At 63.3% G+C, this 18,492-nt stretch carries 16 protein-coding genes; 7 read left to right on the forward strand and 9 right to left on the reverse strand.

Annotation, left to right across the window (positions count from 1 at the left end; translation table 11 throughout):
- Positions 1–93: 93 nt before the first annotated feature.
- Together ASD00_RS00475 and ASD00_RS00480 are read right to left on the reverse strand one after the other, a co-directional pair.
- Positions 94–597 carry a CAP domain-containing protein gene (locus ASD00_RS00475; protein WP_025425836.1) on the reverse strand — a complete coding sequence of 168 codons (504 nt, stop codon included), beginning with the start codon at positions 595–597 and terminating at the stop codon, positions 94–96.
- Positions 598–599: 2 nt separating this feature from the next.
- On the reverse strand, positions 600–866 hold the full coding sequence (locus ASD00_RS00480) for a DUF6460 domain-containing protein (protein ID WP_057204256.1): 267 nt from the start codon (positions 864–866) through the stop codon (positions 600–602).
- Positions 867–1,290: 424 nt separating this feature from the next.
- Here ASD00_RS00480 and ASD00_RS00485 point away from each other — a divergent pair, with 424 nt between their 5' ends.
- Entirely contained in the window at positions 1,291–2,229 is a 939-nt protein-coding gene (locus tag ASD00_RS00485) for a class I SAM-dependent methyltransferase (RefSeq protein WP_025425834.1), read from the forward strand.
- A 107-nt stretch (positions 2,230–2,336) separates the two neighbouring features.
- Positions 2,337–2,972, forward strand: a complete 636-nt coding sequence (locus tag ASD00_RS00490; RefSeq protein WP_025425833.1) for a YitT family protein — start codon at positions 2,337–2,339, stop codon at positions 2,970–2,972.
- A gap of 64 nt (positions 2,973–3,036) precedes the next feature.
- Here ASD00_RS00490 and ASD00_RS00495 read toward each other — a convergent pair whose 3' ends face one another.
- Both ASD00_RS00495 and ASD00_RS00500 read right to left on the reverse strand, forming a co-directional pair.
- On the reverse strand, positions 3,037–3,501 hold the full coding sequence (locus tag ASD00_RS00495; protein ID WP_025425832.1) for a carboxymuconolactone decarboxylase family protein: 465 nt from the start codon (positions 3,499–3,501) through the stop codon (positions 3,037–3,039).
- Positions 3,502–3,533: 32 nt separating this feature from the next.
- Positions 3,534–4,037 (reverse strand): Rrf2 family transcriptional regulator, encoded by a 504-nt coding sequence (locus tag ASD00_RS00500; protein ID WP_025425831.1) that lies wholly within the window; start codon positions 4,035–4,037, stop codon positions 3,534–3,536.
- Between the two features lie 108 nt (positions 4,038–4,145).
- On the opposite strand from ASD00_RS00500, the gene ASD00_RS00505 reads away from it, so the two are divergent.
- Both ASD00_RS00505 and pdeM read left to right on the forward strand, forming a co-directional pair.
- Positions 4,146–6,689: a ligase-associated DNA damage response DEXH box helicase gene (locus ASD00_RS00505; protein ID WP_057204258.1), complete on the forward strand. Its 2,544-nt coding sequence runs from the start codon at positions 4,146–4,148 to the stop codon at positions 6,687–6,689.
- A gap of 47 nt (positions 6,690–6,736) precedes the next feature.
- Positions 6,737–7,462 (forward strand): ligase-associated DNA damage response endonuclease PdeM, encoded by a 726-nt coding sequence (gene pdeM, locus ASD00_RS00510; protein WP_025425829.1) that lies wholly within the window; start codon positions 6,737–6,739, stop codon positions 7,460–7,462.
- A gap of 36 nt (positions 7,463–7,498) precedes the next feature.
- On the opposite strand, the gene ASD00_RS00515 is transcribed toward pdeM, so the two are convergent.
- The 5 genes from ASD00_RS00515 to ASD00_RS00535 all read right to left on the reverse strand — a co-directional run bounded on the left by ASD00_RS00515 (position 7,499) and on the right by ASD00_RS00535 (position 14,467).
- On the reverse strand, positions 7,499–8,077 hold the full coding sequence (locus ASD00_RS00515) for a dihydrofolate reductase family protein (RefSeq protein ID WP_025425828.1): 579 nt from the start codon (positions 8,075–8,077) through the stop codon (positions 7,499–7,501).
- Positions 8,078–8,280: 203 nt separating this feature from the next.
- Positions 8,281–8,517: an Lrp/AsnC ligand binding domain-containing protein gene (locus ASD00_RS00520; protein WP_025425827.1), complete on the reverse strand. Its 237-nt coding sequence runs from the start codon at positions 8,515–8,517 to the stop codon at positions 8,281–8,283.
- Positions 8,518–8,701: 184 nt separating this feature from the next.
- Positions 8,702–9,505, reverse strand: coding sequence for a TIGR02186 family protein (locus tag ASD00_RS00525; protein ID WP_025425826.1), 804 nt, complete (start codon positions 9,503–9,505; stop codon positions 8,702–8,704).
- On the reverse strand, positions 9,505–10,431 hold the full coding sequence (locus ASD00_RS00530; protein ID WP_025425825.1) for a sulfite exporter TauE/SafE family protein: 927 nt from the start codon (positions 10,429–10,431) through the stop codon (positions 9,505–9,507). Before ASD00_RS00530 ends, ASD00_RS00525 begins: the two co-directional genes overlap by 1 nt.
- A gap of 247 nt (positions 10,432–10,678) precedes the next feature.
- Positions 10,679–14,467 carry an SEL1-like repeat protein gene (locus tag ASD00_RS00535; protein WP_057204260.1) on the reverse strand — a complete coding sequence of 1,263 codons (3,789 nt, stop codon included), beginning with the start codon at positions 14,465–14,467 and terminating at the stop codon, positions 10,679–10,681.
- Positions 14,468–14,901: 434 nt separating this feature from the next.
- On the opposite strand from ASD00_RS00535, the gene ASD00_RS00540 reads away from it, so the two are divergent.
- The 3 genes from ASD00_RS00540 (at position 14,902) to ASD00_RS00550 (ending at position 18,490) form a co-directional block, all read left to right on the forward strand.
- Positions 14,902–16,698: an acyl-CoA dehydrogenase C-terminal domain-containing protein gene (locus ASD00_RS00540; RefSeq protein WP_025425823.1), complete on the forward strand. Its 1,797-nt coding sequence runs from the start codon at positions 14,902–14,904 to the stop codon at positions 16,696–16,698.
- Positions 16,699–16,868: 170 nt separating this feature from the next.
- Complete coding sequence (locus tag ASD00_RS00545; RefSeq protein WP_025425822.1) at positions 16,869–18,077, forward strand: acetyl-CoA C-acetyltransferase; 1,209 nt, start codon at positions 16,869–16,871, stop codon at positions 18,075–18,077.
- Between the two features lie 2 nt (positions 18,078–18,079).
- Positions 18,080–18,490, forward strand: coding sequence for a YbaY family lipoprotein (locus ASD00_RS00550; RefSeq protein ID WP_057204262.1), 411 nt, complete (start codon positions 18,080–18,082; stop codon positions 18,488–18,490).
- The last annotated feature ends 2 nt before the right edge of the window (positions 18,491–18,492 follow it).

Below are 18,492 nucleotides of genomic sequence, written 5' to 3' on the forward strand. Positions count from 1 at the left end.
AAACGGTAGAGCGTCGTCCCTTCTCCCCGCCCGCGGGGAGAAGGTCCGGGGGATGAGGGGCGGCCTCGAACGCGGTGACAGAGAAACGAGCGATCAGCCCGCCAGCACCATGGCCCAATAGGGCCGGTTGCCCGAAGCGGCGTTTTGCGCCACGGCCACGCCGAGACCACGATAGTTGCCAAGCATGTTTTCCAGATGCTTCGGCGATTTGTACCAGGCGTCATAGGCGCGTTCGGCGTCGTCCTGGCCGACAGCGATGTTCTCGGCAGCCGGAAGGACCACGCCCTGGCTCTTCATCCTGTCGTAGAAACTGTCGTTCCAGCCGATCAGGTGCTGCATCTTGCCGACCTTGGCCATTCTCGCCGCCTGGCTCATGGCCGCAGCGGAAGCCGCCTTGTCCGCCACCAGCGGCGACAGGCCCTTGTTCTTGCGCAGGACGTTGACATAGCCGAGGCTCGCCGCGGTCTGGTCGCTGCCGGTGCCAGTTGCCGGCGACAGCACGTTGGATGTGGTGCAGCCGGCGAGAGCGCCAAGCGAAAGCACGGCACCGGCGCGCAGAAAGCCGCGGCGCTCGATGAGGAAAAGCTGATCCTTCATGCTCAACGCCGGTAGCTCATGACACGCAGGATGACGAAGGCGGGAATGACGATCGCAGCGCCCAGCAGCAGATAGTCGCCGACCCGGCCAAGGGCGGAGAAGCCCGTGTGCCAGAGGTCGAGCAGGAAGTTGCGGATGCCGAAATAGATGTCGGCGGGATACCAGCCGAAAACGGTCATGACGAACCCGACCAGGATCGACACCACGACGAGCTTGACGAGGACGCGCAGCGGCGAATCCCCCAAGAATTTGTTCACTCCGTCCGACATCGGCGAAATACTCCTGTTTCCCTTCACATAAGCTGCCATTCGCACCCTCGCAAGTCACCGGAAAAGGCGGGCTTATACCAACCTGCGCTGATATTGACCTATTGCGCCGGAGCGATTTTGGTTTCCGGCAAGGAGAAAACCGGAACCGGACCAAGTGGTCCGGTGAGGATTATCGACGCTATCCGGAGGCCAAAAGCGCCCGGCCCTTCGGGTGGGCCGTCTGTCGGCCAGCGGCAGCGTCGCAATCCTCGACCGATGCCAAGGCATCGCTCTTGCGGTATGCTCCTCGCCGGATGACCGCAGACGGTCCCACGCAATAGGTCAATATCAGCGCAGGTTGGTATTATGCCCGGTTTTCAGATTCCGCTTGTGTTTTGCCCGGTCCGGCGTCAGAAGCGCTGATCGCAACCAACATCTCACATTGATGACGCTCAACCAGCTCTCCTCCGGCGACCTGATCGCCGATCGCCGCGCCGACTACGCAAAAATGCTTGCCGAGGCCGGCGAGCCCGAGAGCGCGGCCGATCTCATGGCCCAGGCGCTCGAGCGTGTCCCGGAATGGGCTGCCGGCTGGTTCCGGCTGGCGGACTATGAGGAAAAATCGGGCCGGAAAGAGGCGGCGATCGACGCGCTGCGCAAAACCTTGCGCCTCAATCCGAAAGACATTTTTGGCGCGGGGCTGAAGCTGGCGCTGCTCGGCGCGACCGAGATGCCGGAACAACCGCCGAGCCTTTATGTCGAGCGGCTTTTCGATGACTACGCCGACCGGTTCGACCAGGCGCTCGTCGAGAAGCTCGATTACAGCGTGCCGGAAAAGCTCGCTGCGCTGATCGAGACGTCAACGGCCGGCGGGCATTTCGAGCATGTCGTCGACCTCGGTTGCGGCACCGGGCTCTTCGGCGAGCGCATCCGCGAGCGGGCGGCATTTCTCGAAGGCTTCGACATTTCCGCCAACATGCTGTCGAAGGCAGAGACGAAAGCCGTCTATGACCGGCTGGCGCGGGCCGACCTATCGCTGCCTCCGGAACAATCTGATGTCTTCGGGAATTTCGCGGCAGCCCGCGCCGATCTCGTCAGTGCCGCGGACGTGCTGATGTATCTCGGCAGCCTCGATGGCGTCGCCGAGATCGTCGGCAAGCTGCTTTCCGATGGAGGCCTGTTTGCCTTCTCGGTGGAGGATGCCGGCACGGACGATGGTTTCGTCCTGCGCCCGTCGCTGCGCTACGCCCATAGCGAGGCTTATATCCGCGAGCTTCTCCAATCCCACGGCTTGGAAATGGTGGCTGTCGAGCGCACGATCATCCGCATGGATGCTGGCCAGCCGATCTCGGGCATCCTGTTTTTGGCCCGCAAGCCTGCATAAAACGCAGGGCTGGTTCGCAAAATTACGTCAGCATTGCTGACATATTTTTCTTGATTGTTTTTGTGCGTTGCAGCATTGCTTGGCGCATCGCAATCGAGGTTTTTGCCATGGCTCTGAGCAGCAGCGTTTTCGGTCTTTGGAACACCAGCCCGACCCGGCACACGCCGATCGAGGACCTGCAGGGCATCTTCTCCGGCAGCCTGATCGCCGCGCTCGGCCTGTATTTCCTGGCAAGCGCCGGGTTGCTCACCGGCAGCACCGCCGGCGTCGCCTTCCTGCTGCATTACGCGACCGGCGTGAACTTCGGCCTCGCGTTCTTCCTGCTCAACCTGCCGTTCTTCTATCTCTCGCTGAAGAGGCTTGGGCCGGCCTTCACGGTCAAGACCTTCATCGCCATCGGCGTGACCTCGTTCCTGACTGACATCCAGTCGCGCCTGTTCCACATCGGCGATATCCACCCGGCCTGGGCGGCGCTGATCGGCGGCCTGCTTCTCGGCTATGGCCTGCTGGCGCTCTATCGCCACCGCGCGAGCCTCGGTGGCGTCGGCATTCTCGGCATCTACCTGCAGGAGCGTTTCGGCGTTCGCGCCGGGCTGGTGCAGCTTGCCATCGACATGGTCGTGCTGGTCGCCGCCTTCGGCGTGACGTCCCCCGCAGTGGTTGCCTGGTCGGTGCTCGGCGCTGTGGTCCTGAACCTGTTCGTGGCCATCAACCACCGCGCCGATCGTTACATCGCCCTGTAGAACATCACTTGCCGATAGCCCCGAATAGACTTCGGGGCTGTGCTTTCGGCCCGCCTCGAAGGTATCAGGCGGCCTTTGCCGGCGCATCGACCGGATGCTGCGAACGCAGGCCGACGGCGACGCGATTCCAGACATTGATGACGCCGATGGCCATGGTGATCTTGGTGATCTCGGCTTCGTCAAAATGCTCTCTCAGCGGCTCGAAGTCCGCGTCGGGCGCACCGGTCTGGGCAAGGTTGGTGAGCGCTTCGGTCCAGGCGAGCACCGCGCGTTCGCGGGCATCATAGATCGGCGATTCGCGCCAGGCGCAGATCAGGTGGATCCATTGCTCGCTCATGCCGGTATGACGCGCCTCCTTCACATGCATATCGATGCAATAGGCGCAGCCGTTGATCTGCGAGGCACGCAACTTGATCAGGTGGATCAGGCGCGGCTCCAGTTCGGATTCCTTGATGATGTAGCTGTCGAAGGCTGCCGCAGCCTTGTAAGCGTCGGGAGCGGCTTTGACGAAGTTCAAACGCGGATGCATGTCTTCTCCTTCAGGTGGTTGGGATCGTTGTTTCAGGCGCCGGCGGTCGACTTGCGTTCGTTGACCGCCAGGAATGTGTTGGTCCGCGCCGAGATGCTGCCGTCATCTATGGCGTTGAGATCGGCGATGATGTCACCAATGGTCACGCGCCGAAGCTCGGCGCGGTAGGCCTGCTCGGCTTTCAGCATCGCGACGTTGATCGTGCACGCCGCCTTCGGCTTGCAGGCATAGGGATGGGGGCCGCGCAACCGGATTTCGTTGCAACGAAACGCCGGCTCCGGCCCTTCGACCGCAAGCACGATATCGAGCAGGCTGATCTTTTCCGGCAGGCGGGCGAGCCGGTAGCCACCCTTCGGGCCGGGAACCGCTTCGAGCAGCCCTGCCCCGGACATGGCCTGGAGATGCTTCAGGAGATAGCTGGTTGAAACCCCGTGAAATTCGGCGAGCGCTGCCGCCGACAGCGTGCTGCCGGGCTGAAGACAGCTCAGCATCGTCATGCTGTGGATCGCCTGCTCGACACCGTCCCCGAGTTTCATTCGCCGCCTCCATATCGTGGATATTCTTTATCCACGATTTACCGAAGAGTCAATCGCCCTGGGATCGCCGAGGCCGCGGGCTTCTCTTTTGCCGGATTTGATCTACCTTTGTTCTCCGTGAACAGGATCGATTCCCCGCGCCCGCAAGGCGACGCGTTGGCCTTGCCCGCCCCCTTCCTTCGCTGGTTCGGCGAGAAGGGCTGGCAGCCGCGCGCCCACCAGCTGGAACTTCTGGCGCGGGCGGAGGCCGGCGAATGCACGCTGCTGATCGCGCCGACCGGGGCCGGCAAGACGCTCGCCGGCTTTCTCCCCTCTCTCGTCGATCTCACCCGGCGCGGAAAAATCCCTCCGGGCTCCGCCTTTACCGGCATTCACACGCTCTACCTCTCGCCGTTGAAAGCCCTTGCCGTCGACATCGAGCGCAATCTGATGAAGCCGGTCGACGAAATGGGCCTGCCGCTTCGCGTTGAAAACCGCACCGGCGACACGCCGCAGGGAAAGCGCCAGCGCCAGAAGCTCAACCCGCCCGACATCCTGCTGACGACGCCGGAGCAATTGGCGCTGCTGCTTGCCAACGGCGAGGCAGAGCGCTTTTTCCGGGATTTGCGCTACGTCGTCTTCGACGAATTGCATTCGCTGGTCACCTCGAAGCGCGGGCACCTGCTGTCGCTCGGCCTTGCCCGGCTGCGCAGACTGGCGCCCAGGCTGCAGACGATCGGGCTGTCGGCGACGGTCGCCGACCCGATGGACCTGCAGCGCTGGCTGGCGCCGCAGTCACCCGATCGAAGCGACCATGCCGGCCTCGTGACCGTTAAGGGTGGGGCCAAGCCTGATATCTCCATCCTGCGCACCGACGAACACGTCCCCTGGGCTGGACATTCGGCACGCTACGCCATCGCCGACGTCTACGCCGCGATCAAGGAGCACGGCACCACCCTGCTCTTCGTCAACACCCGCAGCCAGGCGGAGCTGCTGTTCCAGGAACTCTGGACCATCAATGACGACAACCTGCCGATCGCACTTCACCATGGCTCGCTCGATGTCGCACAGCGGCGCAAGGTCGAGGCGGCTATGTCGGAGAACCGGCTGCGCGCCGTCGTCGCCACCTCGACGCTCGACCTCGGTATCGACTGGGGCGATGTCGACCTCGTCGTGCATGTCGGCGCGCCCAAGGGGGCAAGCCGGCTCGCTCAGCGCATCGGCCGCGCCAACCACCGCATGGACGAGCCTTCGAAGGCGATCCTGGTGCCGGCCAACCGCTTCGAGGTGATGGAGTGCCAGGCGGCGCTCGACGCCAATTACATCGGTGCGCAGGATACGCCGCCGGTCGGCAAGGGCGCGCTCGACGTGCTTGCCCAGCATGTGCTCGGCATGGCTTGTGCCGCACCGTTCGGTCCCCTGTCGCTCTACGAGGAAATCACCAGCGCGTCGCCCTATGCGTCGCTCACCTGGGAAACCTTCGAGCGCGTCGTCGATTTCGTCGCGACCGGCGGTTATGCGCTGAAGACCTACGAGCGCTATGCCCGCATCAGCAAGACCAAGGAGGGGCTCTTTCGTGTTTCCAATCCGCTGGTCGCGCAGCAATACCGCCTCAATGTCGGCACCATCGTCGAATCGCCGATGCTGAACGTGCGCATGGTCAAGCGCAACCAGCGCGGTTCGCTCGGCCGCGGCGGCATGTCGCTCGGCAAGGTCGAGGAATATTTCCTCGAAATGCTGTCGCAGGGCGACACCTTCCTGTTTTCCGGCAAGGTGCTGCGTTTCGAAGGCATCCGCGAAAGCGAATGCCTCGTCAGCCAGGCGCTTTCCTTCGACCCGAAGGTACCAAGCTATGCCGGCGGCAAGTTTCCGCTGTCGACCTACCTCGCCGAACAGGTGCGCAAGATGCTGGCCGACCCGGCCCGGCGGGCGGCACTGCCCGAACAGGTCCGTGACTGGCTGTCGCTGCAGAAGGACGTATCGATGCTGCCGCGCGAGGACGAACTTTTGATCGAGACCTTTCCACGCGGCAGCCGGCACTACATGGTGATCTACGCCTTCGAGGGGCGGCTTGCACACCAGACGCTTGGCATGCTGCTCACCCGCCGGCTCGACCGTGCCGGCCTGAAACCGCTCGGTTTCGTCGCCACCGACTACTCGCTGGCGGTCTGGGCGCTGGACGATCTCGGCGCGACATTCCAACTGCGCCGCAAGGCGCTCGCCGATCTCTTCGACGAGGACATGCTTGGCGACGACCTTGAGGCCTGGCTGAACGAATCCTTTCTGCTGAAGCGGACCTTTCGCAACTGCGCGGTCATTGCCGGGCTGATCGACCAGCGACACCCTGGCAAGGAAAAGACCGGCCGCCAGGTGACCGTATCGGCCGACCTCATTTACGACGTATTGCGCGCGCACGAGCCGGACCACCTGCTGCTGGAGGCCACGCGCAACGATGCGGCAACCGGGCTTTTGGACATCGGCCGTCTTGGGGATATGCTGAAGCGAATCAAGGGCCACATCACCCATCGCCGGCTCGACCGGATCTCGCCGCTTGCCGTTCCCGTCATGCTGGAGATCGGCAAGGAGGCGATCCAGGGCGAGGCGCAGGATTTCCTGCTTTCCGAAGCCGCAGACGACCTGATCAACGAAGCGATGGGCGGCGAGCCGCTATAGAATAGCCCCGTGTTCATGCGAACACGACAAGGACGGTGAAGAGACGCATGCACAGGCTCGCTCACGCACTATCGGCTCCGACAGACGGCACGGCGGCTTCCGCGCGCGCCATCGTCCACGGCGTCGAAGCGGTCTGCGATCCGCTCGGCAGCCTCTATCTGCCGGAGACGAGAACGCTTGTCGTTTCCGATCTGCATCTCGAGAAGGGATCGGCCTTTGCCCGGCGCGGCATGATGCTGCCGCCCTACGACACCCTTGCCACCTTGCGCGTGCTCGAAGCGGCGATAACCCGCCATGACCCCAGATTGGTCATCAGCCTCGGCGACAATTTCCATGACCGGGTCGGATCCGCGGCGATGCCCGATACCTTCCGCCACATGATCGCCGCGATGGCGATGGGACGGGAATGGGTCTGGATCAATGGCAATCACGACCCCGATGGCGCCTCGGGTCTGCCCGGCATATCGCTGGACGAATTCCGACACGCCGGCCTCACCTTTCGTCATGAACCATCGAGGGGCGAGGCATCGGGGGAAGTTGCCGGCCACCTGCACCCGGCAGCGACGGTCGTCCGGCGCGAGAAATCGGTGCGCCGCGCCTGCTTTGCTACCGATGGGAAACGGCTGCTGATGCCGGCCTTCGGCGTCACCACCGGCGGCCTCGATCTGCGCCACCGGGCAATGACCGGCCTCTTCGATCGCGCCAAGCTGGTCGCCCACATGCTTGGTCGCGATCGGATCTACTCGGTCCGCTTCACAAACCTGATCGCCTGAGGCGCACCGGACTTCACGCCGGCGACGTTCGGTGTTTCAGGCCGCAACAGGTTGCGGCGCGTAACGCAGGATCACGCTGCCGGTAGAAAGCGGTCGCGCTTCCAGAAGCGCCATCGACATCGCGTTTTCGGCACTCTTGAAGAACGGCGTGCCTTTGCCAAGCCGGAGCGGAACGACGCACAGCATGATCTCGTCGATCAGATTTTCCGGCAGCAATGAATCGACCAGTTCGGCACTGCCGAAAATATAGAGGTCTTTCGCGGCTTCCTGCTTCATCCGCCGCAGTTCGCCGGCGATATCGCTGACGACACGGCTGTTGTTCCATTCTGCCCTATCCATCGTTCGCGATGCGACGATCTTTGGCAGAGCGTTCATATAGGTCTTGACCTCGCCCTCCTCCTCGGTCGTCGACCAATAGGCGGCCATGCCTTCGTAGGTCACGCGACCGAAGACCAGCGCCTCGGTCTTTTGTCCAAACTCACGGCTGAGTTCGTCTAGTTCAGGACCCCAGGCACTGTTGTGGAAATCGAGATCCCATTTCTTCGCGCCTTCGAAGTAACCGTCGAGCGTCACCAGATTCCAGACGATGAGTTTTCCATTTTTCCGCTCTTTCAAAACTGGTTGCATAATTGAAGCAGTTTGACGATATCAAACTGATATCAAATTGCAAGCAGTTTTGACCTTCGGAAAAATCGAACAGCCGTGGGTGCTCCGCCGACGGGCTGTGCAATGATCGCGGATTGTTTTCGTACAGCGCGAGAGGCGTGCCTCACCGTCGAGCGTGAGGCCTGCCGGGTAAAGCGGGGCCGCCCGCTAGCTCAGAACGCGTTGAAGGTCAGCGTCGTCAGCGAGCGGGAGATGCCCGCAACCGTGGCAATGTTGTCGTTGATGAACTTGCCGATGTCCTGGCCTTCTTCGATGTAGATCTTGAGCAGGAGGTCGTAGTCGCCGCTCGTCGAATACATTTCCGAAACGATCTCCTTGCGGTAGATCTCGTCGGCAACCTCGTAGGTCTTGCCGGGAGCGCACTGCAACTGGACGAAAATCGCTTTCATGGAGTTTCCTCTGTTTCTGCCTTGCAGCGCCGCGCGACAAGAATGACGCGCTAAGGCCGCTGCAACGCTTTAGACTGCTGCATCGTTTTCTCCTTAAATCGATTCCGATTTAAGGAACTATTCAGTAGGCCTTCTTTACCCGTCCGGCGCCCAAAAGGGAACGTCGGCCGATTGCCGCCGAGGACTATTCCTTGCGGAAGAGCAGGCTCGCGCCCCAGCCGGTGATGACAGCGAGCAGCACGGCAAAAACGCCGTAGAACAGCGGCTGCCCATGCGCCGTCTCGGTGATCACCTGCTCCAAACCCGTCTTGACCACGCGCAGCGGCAGCGCCTTGGCGGCGACGAAGGTGCCGTCGCGGAAGAGATAGGCGCGCACAACATGCACCCCGTTCGGCACGTTGGCAGGCAGGCGCACCGACGCCTTGAACAGGCTGGAGCTGATGAACTGCACACCACCGGGATCGCGCTCATAGACGCCGCTCGTCTCGCGGATGCGGCGGAAGGCATTGCGGAACTCGCCGAGATTGCTGCCGTCGCCGACGAAGCCGAGGGGCACAAGCCGCATGTGGTCGACCCCGATGCCCATGTTGCCCATTTCACCCGGTGGGGCGATCGTCTCGATGTCACGCGTGCTCGACAGCGAATAGGATTCCGGCACCAGCTCGAAGGTCATGGAGCTGGTGTTTACCCAGATTCCGAAGACGCGTTCCTTCTTGCGCACCGTCGCATTATCCTTCGGCCCCTCGAGCGAAACGATGATGTTGTATTTGCCCTGCGCCAGGAGATTGGGATTGAAACCGTCGACCGCGCCGAAGATCGTCAGATCCGCGCCGCGGAAATCCGAGGTGATGGCGATCTCGTCGGTCGAGATGCCGATCTCCAGCTTCTCGGTGAAGTCGTTGGCGTTCTCGTCCTGCAGCTGGGCACTGGCCGGAGCGGCGAAGGAGAGCGTCAGGGCTGCGAGGGCGATATTGATGAGGCGGCGCATCAGAAGCCGAACCCCGCTGACACGACCGAATAGATGTCCTTCGGCGGAATGACGAGTTCGATTGCCAGACGAATGCCGACGGCAAGCACCAGCAGCGCCAACAGCGCGCGCAGCTGCTCGCCGCGCAGCTTCTGGCCGACCCGGACGCCGTATTGCGCACCGACGACGCCGGCAATCATCAGCACGAAGGCGAGCACGATGTCGACGGTATAGTTGGTCGAGGCCTGGACGATGACCGTGTAGGCGGAGACGAAGATGATCTGGAACAGCGAGGTGCCGACAACCACATTGGTCGGGATGCGCAGGAGGTAGATCATCGCCGGGACCATGATGAAGCCACCGCCGACACCCATGACCGACGTCAGGACACCGATGCAGAAGCCGAGGGCAGCGACGGGAATGACGCTCAGATAGATCTTCGATTTCTTGAATCGCATCTTCAGCGGCAGCCGGTGAACCCAGTTGTGCTGCCCGGGACGGCGCAGCGGCGTCGCCTGGTTCTTGGCCGCCTTGCGCATGGCGCGCACGCTCTCCCACAGCATCAGGCTGCCGACCGAGCCCAAAAGCACGACATAGAGCAGCGAGATGACCAGATCGAGCTGACCGACGCGACGCAAGAGCGAGAACAGCCAGACGCCGACCGTTGCCCCGGCAAGGCCGCCGCACAGAAGCACCGTGCCGAGCTTGATGTCGATCGTGCCGCGCCGGAAGTGGGTGATGGCACCCGAGATCGAGGAGGCCACGACCTGGTTGGCGCCGGTCGCAACGGCAACCACGGGGGGAATGTTGTAGAAGATCAGGAGAGGCGTGATCAGGAACCCGCCACCGACGCCGAACATGCCCGATAGAAAGCCGACGGCCGCACCCATGCCGAGGATGATGAGTATGTTCACCGACAACTCTGCGATGGGCAGATAAATCGTCACGCCGGACCTCAATATGCCAACGGCCCGCGGTGCGGGCAAAAAACGTCACAGTGGCAAGTAATTCACCACGGAGGGGGGATTATCTCTGAAAGCCGACACCCCTCCCGAGGGCGAGGTGGCATAGGCTTCCGTCATGCGCTCCTGGGCCGGAGCTGTCAACCTTTTCAGCCACATGGCGTACAGCTTCGGCTCCGCGAACCGTGTCACCCGGTTCTGCGGCTTTATTGCGGCGGCAGACCCTGCCGGATCAGGAATTGCGCTTGAGCAATTCCTTCACCAGCTGGTCGGTGATTTCACCGGTCGGCTCCTGGCCGACGGATGTCTGGAAGGCCTTGATCGCGGCAACCGTCTTCTTGCCCATCTGGCCGTCCGGCTTGCCGGCGTCGAAGCCGTTATTGTTGAGGATCGCCTGGATGTTGCGAATGGCCTTGCTCATGTCGATCGAGGCGGTCTTGTTGGCCGGTCCTACCCAGGCATCCGGCACGTCGACCGTGTTCGCCTTGGCGTCGACCGCCTGCGGCTTCCATGCGTCGGCCTTGGCCTTGGCGCTCGAAAGTTGCTCGGGCTTCATCGCCTTGGCCACGTCGTCGCGCTTGGCCGCAGCATCCATGTCGCCCTCGCGGGCGGCGGCGGAAAACCACTTGTAGGATGCTTCAAGATCCTGCGGCACGCCGTTGCCGCGGGCATAGAGGACAGCCAGATTGAACTGGCTGTCGCGGATGCCGAGCTCGGCTGCCTTGGCAAACCATTTCGTCGCCTCGGCGAAATCCGGCGAGCCATCGCGGCCGCTGGCCAGCATGACCGCGAGATTGTGCATGGCGCTGGCATTGCCCTGCTCGGCGGCCTTCAGGTAGAGAACCTTGGCCTTGGCAGCGTCGCGCGTCAGACCCGAGCCTTTCTCATACATGCTGGCGAGCCGGTATTCGGCCGGCACGACGCCGGCGTCGGCGGCGCGCTGATACCATTTGGCGGCTTCCGCCAGATCTTCATTGACGCCGCGGCCTTCTGTGTAGCGCGCACCGATCTCGTAGAAAGCCAGGGGATCGCCACCCTTGGCGGCCGTCACCAGCGCAACCGGGCCGAAACCATCGGGCAGGACGACTTCGGCAGCCTTTGCGACCGGCGCAAAGGTTCCGGCCTGCGCGGCATCGACTGGGGCGGCCTGGAACGTCGAAGCGGCGACCGGCCCCTTGGCTTCCGGCACGGGCTGGAGCAACGGCGCCTGCGTTTCGTTTACCGCCTTCGTCGATGCGGATGTGTCGGCCGGTGGCGTCGCGGCGGCTGGCGTCTCAACGGCGCTTGACGGCTGCTCGACGGAATCGAGCGGCGCTTCGGGAATGGGCTGCAGCGCTTCGACCGGTGTTTCGGTCGCTACGGCGGCTGCCGCCGGTGCCTGGTCGCCCGCGACCTTGGTTGCGTTGGCGATCGCCGGCTGTTCAGCGACGGGCGCCAACTGCTGTTCGATGATCGCCACCGGTTCGGCAACGGGCGCATCGCTGCCCTTCAGCATGGCGCCGACGAGCGGATAGGACATGATCGCAAGCAGCACGGCGCCGACAGCCATCAAGATCGGGCGGCGATGGCGGGCAAAGGCACCACCAACGCCGCTGGCAACGCCACCGTCCTTGGTCTTGTTGAGCGTATCGGCTTCCTCGACCGCCAACTGCGCTGCCCGGCGGGCGGCGGCGATAAAGTCCGCCTTGTCGCCGTCTGCCGCCTGTTTGCCGCCGCGGTTCATCTGGCCGGCGCGAACACGCTCGAGAATCTTCTTGACGTCGGGAACACCAGAGCCCGGCTCGAGCAGCTGATTGGCCTCTTCGGGTGCCAGCATTTCGGATGGGTCGATGGAGGGGGCGGGCTCGACCAGTTGTCGTGCCAGCTCCTGTGCGGGCTCGGCACGCTTCCCGGAAAAGCGCCGGGTCAGGCCAGCAAGCAGGCCCGTGCGGGCGGTAGCCGGCCGTTCGCGCGCGCCATCGGGCTCGATGGTCGAAACCTGACCTTCGTCACCGGCGAACGCAGTCGCATGCGCAGATGCGGTGGCGGCGGCAATGACGCCGTCGTCTTCCGCCTGGAGCGCGCGGACGTTGCGCTGCAGATCCTGATAGCGGTCATCGAGATCGGCGCCGCTGAACGGGTCGTTGAATTCCGGTTGAGCTGCCTTGGGCATCGCAGCAATTTCGCGCGCCACCGGCGCCTCGTAATGCGCCGCGGCCATGGCGGGCTCGCGGCCCTCGATACGCTCGAGCTTGTCGGCGATGTGAACGAGGGTTTCATGCAGGGCTTCAAAGGTGCGCGCCGTGCGCTCGTCGCTGGAGCGGCTCAGATCTTCGAGCGTGCGCAGGTCTTCCGCCAGCGCCGAGATCGCCGCGAGATCGCCGCCACCGGCCGACTGAGGCATGCCCTTCCTGGAATATGCCTCCATCACCGCCTCGGCCGCCTGCCGCGCGGCCTCGACGATGTACTCGTCGCTGGTGGCGAAATAGTCTTCGAGCGCATTCATGCGGCTCTCGAATTCCACCGGCATGGCGGCACCCGCCTCACTGCGGGGCTGGCTGACCAGGGTCGACAGGTTGGCGATCTGCGCTTCGAGGTTGTGCAGCGCGGCGCGGTCGTCGAACGGCGCCGCATAGGTTTCTTCCAGCCGCTGCGCGATGCCAGCGAGGCGATCTTCAAGACGGTCGAAACGCGGATCGGCGACGGGGTGTGCGCTGAGCGTGTCGAGGTCGTCGATGCGGCGGGCGAGATAGTCGAGCCGCTCGGCCAGAGCATCGTTGACGCTGCCTTGATCGAGCGCTTCGATCTTGCGGGAGATGTCGTTGAGGTAGTTCGTCAGGTCCGGTTGGACATTTCGGTGGCTGCGCTCCATCAGCATGGAAAGCTGGTCGAGGCGTTCTTCCAGTCCGGCCGCAGCCTTCTCGCCGGCGAGATCCTCAACCCGTGCGGCCAAGGCTTCGAGGCGGGCACCGAGACCGGAATCAACAGGGCGGGACAATCCGTCGATCTGCCGCGAGAGGTCGCCGAGCCTGGTCTCCAGGCGATTGGCGAACCCGCCCTCGAGGCCGCTGGCACTGCGGCTGTTGGCGGCAATCGCCCGGCTGATTTCGTCAAGCCGCGCGTCGAGGTCAGCGAACTGCGACACGAGGCGCCGGTCGTCCGGCTGTATCTGGCGGCCGAGCATCTCGATCGCCTGGGCGACCGCAATCATCTTGTCTTCAAGCACGTCGACCGCAGAGCTGTTGCCCAGCGCCCCGATCTGCGACTTGATCTCGTCGAGACGGTAGGCCAGCGCCACCAGCTCGTCGTCGCGGTTCTGGTCAAAGGCGATCAACCGATCCTCGACGCCGTTCCAGCGGCTTTCCATGCGGCGAACGCTGTCTTCGCGCGCCAAGCCGTCGATCATCGCCCGCAGATCGTCAAAGTCGCTGCGCAGCGCATCCGCCTGGGCAGGCGACGCCTGGCGGCCGAGCTGCTGGATGCTGTCGGCAAGGCGCTGCATGTCGCCGCGCACGTCCTCGGCGAAGCTGTGGTCCTGGGCCTGCACCTTGATGCCGCGAATTTCGGCGCGCAGGGAGTTCATCTCGCGGGTGACGCCTTCGGTGATGTCGCGCTTGAGGTCCTGGCGCAATCCGACGAGTGCCTCGGCGATATCGTTGACGGCCGCCGCCGGCCGGGCGACGGGCGCACGTACCGGCTGGGGCCGTATATCGTCGACGTAACGCTCGGGCTCGCGCTGGGCCAGGCGATCCGGCTCGCGTTGCGGCAAACGGTCTCTCAAGGGTGGCCGCTCGCGCGACGTGCTAAGCGCCCGCTGGCGCTGCATGATTTCGGAGACGGCATCACGCGGGGATGGGATATCGCGGGGGGCGACACGCTCGCGCTCGACTGGACGGGCCGGCGGCTCGCGTCCCGCTCCGTTCATCAGGCCTTCGATCCGGGCTTCAAGCCCTTCAATCGTGCGGTTCAGGGCGTCCAGAGAGGGCCGCTCGCCATAGCTCTGGCTACCAGCGCGCTGAGGATTTGATCGCGATCCATTCATTGTGCTCTTCGCCCCTGTCCGTCGGCCATCTCGAAAGTCGCCACGGAAGGAAACGGCTTCCTTCACCCCTGCGGCACTTGCGACGTGGGCAAAGCTACAACAATGCGAGGACCGGACCGGTTGCAGCTTTGACCATCTCAACACGCACCTTTCATTAAACGTGGTAAACAAGCCGTTAACCGGCGCGGATTTTTTAACGATTTGACAGTGCTAGCTGATGGAGAGTGTTGTGCGGCGGCGATTTCACCGCGCCTTTTATCCGCAAGCGAAACTTCGATCGGGCGGTATTTTTGACGTTTACGCAAACGTCAAAATTTTGTAGCATCCTGCCAACGATGCGAGACCGCCCTCAGATGGCGGCGCATTCGGCATGTTGCAACCGGACGTCGGCCGCTTGGAGGCGGCGATCCGAAAGCGAAAAAGGCGAGGAAAGAATGCCCACCTACAAGGCACCGGTCGACGATACTCTCTTCATTCTGAACGACGTGCTCGGCATCGAGCGATACAACAACCTTCCCGGCTTTGCCGATGCGACGCCCGACATGATCGAAGCAATCGTCGGCGAAGCCGCCAAGCTTGCGGAAGAAGTGCTGTTTCCGGTCAATCTTTCCGGCGACCAGGAAGGCTGCAAGCGGCACGACGACGGCTCGGTCAGCGTGCCCAAGGGCTTCAAGCAGGCTTTTGATCTCTACCGCGAAGGCGGCTGGCTCGGGCTTTCGGTGCCAGAGGAATTCGGCGGCCAGGGCCTGCCCTACACGCTGCACACCGCCGTCGGCGAATATATGTCCTCGGCCAACATGGCGCTGACGATGTATCCCGGCCTGACCCAGGGCGCGATCGCTGCGATCCTCGTCCATGGCTCGGATGAGCAGAAGCGGGCCTATCTGCCGAAGATGGTGGACGGCACCTGGACCGGCACGATGAACCTGACGGAGCCGCATTGCGGCACCGACCTCGGCCTCCTGCGCAGCAAGGCCGTGCCCGATGGCAACGGCGCCTACAAGATTTCCGGCCAGAAGATCTTCATCTCCGCCGGCGAACACGACATGTCGCAGAACATCATCCATTTGGTGCTTGCCCGCATCGAGGGCGCGCCGGATGGCGTGAAGGGCATTTCCCTGTTCATCGTGCCGAAGTTCAAGCTCACCGCCGACGGCGAGCCGGGCGAGCGCAATGGCGTCTCCTGCGGCGCCATCGAGCACAAGATGGGGATTCACGGCAACTCGACCTGCGTCATGAACTATGACGAGGCGGAAGGCTACCTCATCGGCACGGAGAACAAAGGCCTCAACGCCATGTTCGTGATGATGAACGAAGCCCGTCTCGGTGTCGGCCTGCAGGGCCTGTCGGTCGCCGAAATCGCCTACCAGAACGCCGCCAACTATGCCCGCGACCGCATCCAGGGCCGCTCGCTTTCCGGCCCGAAGGCGCCGGACAAAAAGGCCGACCCGATCATCGTGCATCCGGATGTGCGCCGCACGCTGATGACGATCCGCGCCTTCAACGAGGCCGGACGCGCCTTTACCCTTTGGACTGCTCTCAAATCCGATATCGCCCACCGCTCCGACAATGACGCCGACCGCCAGACGGCCGACGACATCCTCGGCCTGATGACGCCGATCCTCAAGGGCGTCCTGACCGACAAGGGCTTCGACCACGCGGTCATGGCGCAGCAGATGTTCGGCGGTCACGGCTACATCGAAGAACACGGCATGAGCCAGTATGTCCGCGATGCCCGCATCGCGATGATCTACGAAGGTGCCAACGGCATCCAGGCGCTCGACCTCGTCGGCCGCAAGCTCGGCCTCAACGGCGGCCGTGCCGTCATGGCGCTGTTCAAGGAAATCGGCGATTTCTGCGAGGAAAACCGCGGTAACGAGAAGCTTTCCACCTACACCAAGGCGCTGAAGAAAGGCCTCAACGACCTGCAGGCGTCCACCATGTGGTTCATGCAGAACGCCATGGCCAAGCCCGACAATGCCGGCGCCGGCTCGACCGACTACATGCACCTCTTCGGTCTGGTCGTGCTCGGCTACATGTGGGCGAAGATCGCCAAGACCGCCGAGGAAAAACTGGCCTCTGGCGAAACGGCACGCGCGGACTATCTGAAGAACAAGCTGATTACCGCGACGTTCTTCATGGAGAGAATTCTGCCGGAAACGGCGCTGCGCAAGGCCCGCATCGAGACTGGCGCCGACACGCTGATGGCGCTCGACGCGGCGGCGTTCTGATTTCGCCGCGTTCCGATTTCTACTGCATGATTCCTTAAATCGGATCCGATCTAGGCGTAAAATTATGCAGCAAGTTTAAAGTGTTACAGCGTCCTTAGCGCGTCTGACGCGCCGCGCTGTAAGTGTTTGACGGGCGGCACCATCAGGTGCTGCCGAAAGGGAGATGAGACATGACGAAAGTCTTCGTTTACGACCACGTGCGCACGCCGCGCGGCCGTGGCAAGAAGGACGGCTCGCTGCACGAAGTGCCGTCCGTTCGCCTTGCGGCCAAGATGCTGGAGGCCGTGCGCGATCGCAACGGGCTCGATACGTCAACCGTCGACGACATCATCATGGGCTGCGTCGATCCGGTGATGGATGCCGGCGCGGTTATCCCGAAGGCAGCCGCCTTCGAAGCAGGCTATTCCACCCGCGCGCCCGGCATGCAGATCTCGCGCTTCTGCGCGTCGGGTCTCGATGCCGTCAACTTCGGCGCGGCGAAGATCGCCCAGGGCGCCGACGACATCGTCATTGCAGGCGGCGTCGAGAGCATGTCGCGCGTCGGCCTCGGCATGTCCGGCGGCTCCTGGTTCATGGACCCGTCCGTCAACCTGCCGGCCTATTTCATGCCGCAGGGCGTCTCGGCCGACCTGATCGCCACCAAGTACGGCTTCAGCCGCGACGACGTCGATGCCTACGCCGTCGAAAGCCAGAAGCGCGCAGCGCATTCCTGGGAAAAGGGTTACTTCAAGAAGTCGGTCGTGCCGGTGAAGGACCAGAACGGGCTGACCATTCTCGACCGCGACGAGCATATGCGTCCCGGCACCGACATGCAGGCGCTCGCCTCGCTCAACCCGTCGTTCCAGATGCCGGGCGAGATGGGCGGCTTTGAAGCCGTCGGCATCCAGGCGCATCCGGAAATCGAGAAGATCAACTACGTGCACCATGCCGGCAACTCGTCGGGCATCGTCGATGGCGCCGCGGCCGTGCTGCTCGGCTCCAAGGCCGGCGGCGAAAGCATGGGCCTCAAACCCCGCGCCCGCATCCGCGCCTTCGCCAATATCGGCTCCGACCCGGCGCTGATGCTGACCGGCCCGGTCGACGTGACCGAGAAGTTGCTTAAGCGCGCCGACATGAAGCTCTCCGACATCGACCTCTTCGAGCTCAACGAGGCGTTTGCCGCGGTCGTGCTGCGCTACATGCAGGCCTTCGACATTCCGCACGACAAGATCAACGTCAACGGCGGCGCGATCGCCATGGGCCATCCGCTCGGCGCTACCGGTGCGATGATCCTCGGCACGGTGCTCGACGAGCTGGAACGGCGCGATCTCAACACCGCGCTGGTGACGTTGTGCATCGGCGCCGGCATGGGCACCGCAACGATCATCGAAAGGGTCTGACGATGGTAGCCACGCGCCGCACGCTTCTCGGGCTGATGGGGCTGGGGCTGCTTGCAGTCTCAGCTTGCGTCTCCGAAGACGAAGGCGGCGACAGCTTCACGCTGACCGGTGCGATCTCCAATGTCGCCAACGGCCCGGTTCCGGCAGGCACCGTCACCATCCGGCTCGAGGAGCAGGGCGTGATGGATGTGGCCGCCAAGCTGATCGCCGAAACGTCCGTTTCGAGCGACGGCAAGGCAAACCGTGTGCCCTTCGTGCTGCAGGTGCCGAAGCCCGAACTCGACAAGGCCGCCGATGCCGGCTTCACCATCAGCGTCGAGCGCGACGGCAGGCTGATCGCCACCAACACCACCAAACAAAGTTACAGCGGCGGATCGAATATCTCGCTGCGCATCGAACCCATTCTCTACTGAGG

This window comes from Ensifer sp. Root31 (genome assembly GCF_001424825.1).
GTDB lineage: Bacteria > Pseudomonadota > Alphaproteobacteria > Rhizobiales > Rhizobiaceae > Ensifer > Ensifer canadensis.

Bases quoted from the DNA above. Each gene is read 5' to 3' on its own strand.
- ASD00_RS00495 (WP_025425832.1), bottom strand. From the start codon at position 3,501: ATGCATCCGCGTTTGAACTTCGTCAAAGCCGCTCCCGACGCTTACAAG.
- ASD00_RS00500 (WP_025425831.1), bottom strand. From the start codon at position 4,037: ATGAAACTCGGGGACGGTGTCGAGCAGGCGATCCACAGCATGACGATG.
- ASD00_RS00525 (WP_025425826.1), bottom strand. From the start codon at position 9,505: ATGCGCCGCCTCATCAATATCGCCCTCGCAGCCCTGACGCTCTCCTTC.
- ASD00_RS00535 (WP_057204260.1), bottom strand. From the start codon at position 14,467: ATGAATGGATCGCGATCAAATCCTCAGCGCGCTGGTAGCCAGAGCTAT.
- ASD00_RS00540 (WP_025425823.1), top strand. From the start codon at position 14,902: ATGCCCACCTACAAGGCACCGGTCGACGATACTCTCTTCATTCTGAAC.
- ASD00_RS00520 (WP_025425827.1), bottom strand. From the start codon at position 8,517: ATGAAAGCGATTTTCGTCCAGTTGCAGTGCGCTCCCGGCAAGACCTAC.
- ASD00_RS00550 (WP_057204262.1), top strand. From the start codon at position 18,080: ATGGTAGCCACGCGCCGCACGCTTCTCGGGCTGATGGGGCTGGGGCTG.
- ASD00_RS00545 (WP_025425822.1), top strand. From the start codon at position 16,869: ATGACGAAAGTCTTCGTTTACGACCACGTGCGCACGCCGCGCGGCCGT.
- ASD00_RS00490 (WP_025425833.1), top strand. From the start codon at position 2,337: ATGGCTCTGAGCAGCAGCGTTTTCGGTCTTTGGAACACCAGCCCGACC.
- ASD00_RS00480 (WP_057204256.1), bottom strand. From the start codon at position 866: ATGTCGGACGGAGTGAACAAATTCTTGGGGGATTCGCCGCTGCGCGTC.
- ASD00_RS00475 (WP_025425836.1), bottom strand. From the start codon at position 597: ATGAAGGATCAGCTTTTCCTCATCGAGCGCCGCGGCTTTCTGCGCGCC.
- pdeM (WP_025425829.1), top strand. From the start codon at position 6,737: ATGCACAGGCTCGCTCACGCACTATCGGCTCCGACAGACGGCACGGCG.
- ASD00_RS00485 (WP_025425834.1), top strand. From the start codon at position 1,291: ATGACGCTCAACCAGCTCTCCTCCGGCGACCTGATCGCCGATCGCCGC.